The sequence below is a fragment of the Mycobacterium sp. genome, from assembly GCF_035603715.1.
Lineage (GTDB): Bacteria > Actinomycetota > Actinomycetes > Mycobacteriales > Mycobacteriaceae > Mycobacterium.
This window is the reverse complement of sequence record NZ_DATNJW010000566.1, coordinates 1-5,024: the sequence shown is the minus strand read 5'-3', so window position 1 is coordinate 5,024 and position 5,024 is coordinate 1. Positions and strand designations below refer to the sequence as shown.

Sequence of the window (5,024 nt, the reverse complement as noted above, 5' to 3'; positions counted from 1 at the left end):
CGGAGTCGTTCGCCGGCGCGGACCCGCAGGCCGATGCCGAGCGCCGGCAGGGACTGCGTCGGATGAAGGTCGTGGCGCTGAGTTTTCTGATCGGCGCCACCGGGGTGTTCCTCGGTTGCCGTTGGGCCCAGGCCGCCGGCTTCACCGACGCCTGGGTCGGCTATGTGGGGGCCGCCGGGGAGGCCGGCATGGTCGGCGCGCTCGCGGACTGGTTCGCGGTGACCGCGTTGTTCAAGCACCCGTTGGGCATCCCGATCCCGCACACCGCGATCATCAAGCGCAAGAAGGACCAGCTCGGCGAGGGCCTCGGCACCTTCGTCCGGGAGAACTTCCTGTCGCCGGAGGTGGTCGGCACCAAGATCCGCGACGCGCAGATCCCGAGCCGGCTCGGCAAGTGGCTCTCGGAAACGTCGCACGCCGAGCGGGTGGCCGCAGAGTCGGCCACGGTGCTGCGGGTGGTGGTGGAACTGCTGCGCGACGACGACGTTCAGCAGGTGATCGACCGGATGATCGTGCGGCGCATCGCCGAGCCGCAGTGGGGTCCGCCGGTGGGACGGGTGCTGTCCACGCTGCTTGCCGAGAACCGGCAGGAGGCGCTGATTCAACTGCTGGCCGACCGGGCCTTCCAGTGGTCGCTGAACGCCGGAGAGGTGATCCAGCGGGTGATCGAGCGCGATTCGCCGACCTGGTCGCCGCGATTCATCGACCATCTCGTCGGCGACCGCATCCACCGCGAGCTGATGGACTTCACCGACAAGGTTCGTCGCAATCCGGAACACGAGCTGCGACGGTCGGCGACCCGTTTCCTCTTCGAGTTCGCCGACGATCTCCAGCACGACGATGCGACGATCGCGCGGGCCGAAGCGGTCAAAGAGCAGCTGATGTCGCGCGAGGAAGTCACCAACGCCGCGGCGACGGCCTGGAGGACGCTCAAACGGCTGGTGCTCGAAGGGGTCGACGACCCGTCCAGCGCACTGCGCACGCGCATCACCGACGCGGTGGTGAGCATCGGCGAATCGCTACGAGACGACGCGGAATTACGCGACAAGGTCGATAACTGGATCGTCCGTGGGGCCGAGCATCTGGTCGGTCAATATGGGGTAGAGATCACAGCGATCATTACCGACACTATCGAGCGTTGGGACGCCGAGGAGGCCAGCCGGCGCATCGAGCTGCATGTGGGCCGTGACCTGCAATTTATCCGCATCAACGGCACTGTGGTGGGCTCGCTGGCCGGTCTGATCATCTACGGACTCGCGCAGCTGCTGTTCTAGGAGTGCTTGCAAAAGTTCTGAGCCGTGCTAACAGTGCTTGCAAAAGCTAGCACTAGTTAGCTACCGTGAGCGCGTTCGCACCTACCAGCCAACGCGAGGGGTCGCCATGACGCAAGACGAAAACCTTGCCGCTGTGGTGTCTACCGCTGCGTCGGATATCGGCAGCTTCATCAAAGCGCAGCGTGAGGCGGCTCAGGTATCGGTGCGACAGCTGGCGGAAAAAGCCGGTGTCAGCAATCCGTATCTCAGCCAGATCGAGCGCGGATTGCGTAAGCCGTCGGCGGGTGTTCTCAACCAACTCGCCAAGGCGCTGCGGGTCTCTGCGGAGGTTCTCTACATCCAGGCCGGGATGCTCGAGCCCGGCCCGAAAAACGAGGTCCGCGACGCGATCGTCACCGACACGACGATCACTGAGGGGCAAAAGCAGGTTCTGCTGGACATCTACACGTCCTTCGTGCAGCAAAACGAGGCTGCCCGGGAGGAGACCACCTCTGCATAAACCCGGAAATCCAACGTAATCCACAGACGCACAACGAGAATGACGAAAGGAAACAACATGGCGGACAACAACAACCCGTCCATCGAAGACCTGAAGGCCCCGCTGCTTGCGGCACTGGGCGCCGCTGACCTGGCCCTGGCCACGGTCAACGACCTGCTCGCCGAGCTGCGTGAGCGCGCCGAGGAGACTCGCACCGACACCCGCAGCCGAGTCGAGGAGAGCCGTGCTCGCCTGACCAAGCTGCAGGAGGACCTGCCCGAGCAGCTGCGTGACCTGCGCGAGCGCTTCACCGCAGATGAGCTCCGCAGCGCCGCTGAGGGCTACGTCGAGGCCGCGACCTCTCGCTACAACGACCTGGTCGAGCGTGGCGAGGCCGCTCTGGAGCGCCTGCGCAGCCAGTCCGGTCTGGACGACGTCTCCGAGCGTGCCGAGGGCTACGTCGACCAGGCGGTCGAGCTGACCCAGGAGGCGCTGGGCACCGTTGCGTCGCAGACCCGCGCGGTCGGCGAGCGTGCCGCCAAGCTGGTCGGCATCGAGCTGCCCAAGAAGGCCGACTCGGGCGCCAAGAAGGCGCAGAAGGCTGTCGCCAAGAAGGCTCCGGCCAAGAAGGCGCCCGCCAAGAAGGCTCCGGCCAAGAAGGCTCCGGCCAAGAAGGTCACCCAGAAGTGATCCGGCGGTCCGCGTTGCCCACTCGGGTAGGGCGGACCGATCAACCACTCGACTCCGAGTCGCCCTTAAGGGTGACTCGGAGTCGACGTTTCTAGCGCCTCCCGCTTACGCTTACTGCGTGAGTCTTGTGAATAGCGTCCTTTTGGTCTTGCAGGTCGCCGTGGCGATGACAGCGCTCTACGCCTTCGTGCACGCGGCAATGCAGCGGCCCGACGCCTACACGGCTGCCGACAAGATGACCAAGCCGGTCTGGTTGTTGATCTTGGGTGCCTCAGTGCCGCTGACCATGATGCTCAGTGCGCTCGGGGCGACCATCGGCGCCTGCGCAGCCGGTGTCTACCTAGTCGATGTGCGGCCCAAACTTCTTGAGATTCAGGGTAAGTCGCGATAGCGGTATGCGAGTTCTGACCCTCGCGGTGACCGCGATCGGCGTGTTGTCGGGTATCGCTCCGGCATCCGCCGAACCCGGTCCCGGCACGCTGGCTTACCCGCCGCCGTTCATCGACCACGCCGAGTGGACGCAGTGGAACCAGCAACCCAGTCTGCGGGTCTATCCGACGCGGTCAGGGCGCGATGCGGCACGCCAGCTCGGATCGTCGACGCCTGCGGCCGACGAGGCATGGGCCGAGGTGCTGGCGCTGGCCCCGAATGCCGGCACGCCTGGCATGCGTCAGCAATTCCAATGCCACTGGGAACTGGCCGAGACCGTGCAACCGGGCAAGGGCAGCTGGAATCTGGAGCCGTGGCGCCCGGTCGTGGACGACGCGACGATGGTCGGCACAGGCTGCAATCCCGGCGGCGGGCGAGAGCCGTTCTGATGCCTGGCCGCTGGACCCGCGAGCAGGTGGCCGCTCTCGTCGATCACACCCTGCTCAAGCCCGAGGCTACGGCCGCTGAGGTGGCCGCGGTCGCCGACGAAGCCGCAGCGCTGGGCGTCTGCGCGGTCTGCGTCTCGCCGTCGATGGTGCCCAACGCAACCCATGCGGGGGTGCTGGTCGCAGCGGTCGCGGGTTTCCCGTCGGGCAAGCACCTACCCGAGCTGAAGGCGCGAGAAGCCGCACAGGCCATCGCATCCGGCGCGGGTGAGATCGACATGGTCATCGACGTCGGGTCGGCGATCGCCGGCGACATCGATGCCGTCCGGTCGGACATCGCGGCGGTACGCGCCGCAGTGCCCGGTGCCGTGCTCAAGGTGATCGTCGAGTCGGCCGCCCTGTTGACGCTGGCCGACGAACGCACCCTGACCGCGGTCTGCCGTGCCGCCGAAGACGCCGGCGCGGATTTCGTGAAGACCTCCACGGGTTTTCACCCCGCCGGCGGCGCGTCTGTCGCGGCCGTGGAGTTGATGGCCGACGCCGTGGGCGGACGGTTGGGGGTCAAAGCCAGCGGCGGCATTCGCAGCGCCGACGCCGCGGTGGCGATGCTCGATGCGGGCGCCACCCGGCTGGGGCTGTCGGGCACCCGCGCTGTGCTGGACGGCCTCGGCTAGAGGTTGGCCAGGCAGGTATCGGTGCTGCCGCCGGCCGGGATGGTCGCGTTGCTGCTGGAGAACGTGGCCTCCACCCCGCTGTCGGTGACCTTGATGCTGTCGGCCTTCAGACCCAGCGGGTAATTCTTGGTGGCCTTGGCCATCAGGTCGTCCAGGTATTTCTGCGCCGTGTCTGTGGACACCTTGGAGCCGAGCGCGCTCACATCGACCACCTGAAGCGACAGCCCGTTGTTGACGATCTGCGGCTTGACGGTGGCACTGTTGAGCAGGCCTTTCATCTGGATGGTGCCGTCGCCGGGGTTGGTGGTGACGCCACTGCTGACGAAAGCGCCGAGTACCGGAACTGCGTTCTGGATCGACTGTTTGATGCCGTCCGATGACCAGGTGACCGTCCCGTTGATCGAGCCGATCGTGCCCTGAGAGTTGTTGCTGTTGTTCAACTTGATGTCGCGGATGTCGAAGCTGACCTTCATGCCTTTGGCCGAGCGCACCTGGTTGCCGGCCGTCTGCACGGAGATGTCGCTGTAGTTCTTGCTGAGGTACTGCCACAACACCGGTGGAGCGGGGGAGAACGACACGTTCGAGCTGTCCTGCACCTCGCACTGCACCGCGTTCGCGACCTTGGTGCTGGCGACGTGGCGGGCGTACAACTCACCGCCAATCGGTATCGCGATGACCACCAGCGCCACGATCAACAAGATCAACAGCAGCGACGTCCGATTCGCGAAGAACTTACGTCGGCCCGACTCCTTCGATTCCGCGGACGGCGGAGGCGGCGGCGTGGGTATCGATATCCGGGTCGTCAGGCTTTCGTGCGGCTGGGCCGGCGGGCCCGGCTGCTGCGGCCGCGGGTTGGGCGGCAGGCCGGCCTGCTGCGGTTGGCGTGGCGGTGGGGGCGGTTGCTGCGGCGGCCGGCCCGGCGGACGCCCGGGCTGCTGTGGCCGCGGCACGTCGCGGCTGGACGGTGGCTGCGGACGCCCCGGCTGGGGGATGTGGCGGGTCGGTGACTCCGACGGTGGCGGGGGCTGACGGCGCGGGAAGAAGCCGCGGTTGGGTGGTCCGGGCGGCTTCGGCGGGCGGCCTCTTTCCGGCG

At 66.8% G+C, this 5,024-nt stretch carries 7 protein-coding genes; 6 read left to right on the top strand and 1 reads right to left on the bottom strand.

All coding sequences use genetic code 11. The features are described 5' to 3' along the window. The 6 genes from VN856_RS23140 to deoC all read left to right on the top strand — a co-directional run. On the top strand, positions 1-1,274 hold a 1,274-nt coding region (locus VN856_RS23140), incomplete at its 5' end, for a DUF445 domain-containing protein (protein WP_325693453.1). Between the two features lie 106 nt (positions 1,275-1,380). Next, the gene (locus VN856_RS23135) at positions 1,381-1,773 is read left to right on the top strand and encodes a helix-turn-helix transcriptional regulator (protein ID WP_325693451.1); all 393 of its coding nucleotides are present in this window, start codon (positions 1,381-1,383) and stop codon (positions 1,771-1,773) included. A gap of 57 nt (positions 1,774-1,830) precedes the next feature. Continuing rightward, positions 1,831-2,442 (top strand): heparin-binding hemagglutinin, encoded by a 612-nt coding sequence (locus VN856_RS23130; protein ID WP_325693448.1) that lies wholly within the window; start codon positions 1,831-1,833, stop codon positions 2,440-2,442. A 166-nt stretch (positions 2,443-2,608) separates the two neighbouring features. After that, positions 2,609-2,833: a DUF2516 family protein gene (locus VN856_RS23125; protein WP_414687031.1), complete on the top strand. Its 225-nt coding sequence runs from the start codon at positions 2,609-2,611 to the stop codon at positions 2,831-2,833. Between the two features lie 4 nt (positions 2,834-2,837). Continuing rightward, positions 2,838-3,260, top strand: coding sequence for a DUF2599 domain-containing protein (locus VN856_RS23120; protein WP_325693446.1), 423 nt, complete (start codon positions 2,838-2,840; stop codon positions 3,258-3,260). Further along, positions 3,260-3,931 carry a deoxyribose-phosphate aldolase gene (gene deoC, locus VN856_RS23115; protein WP_325693444.1) on the top strand — a complete coding sequence of 224 codons (672 nt, stop codon included), beginning with the start codon at positions 3,260-3,262 and terminating at the stop codon, positions 3,929-3,931. The genes VN856_RS23120 and deoC overlap by 1 nt, the downstream gene beginning before the upstream one ends. On the opposite strand, the gene VN856_RS23110 is transcribed toward deoC, so the two are convergent. Next, the coding region (locus VN856_RS23110) for a DUF2993 domain-containing protein (protein WP_325693442.1) at positions 3,928-5,024 on the bottom strand (1,097 nt) is incomplete at its 5' end. The genes deoC and VN856_RS23110 overlap by 4 nt on opposite strands.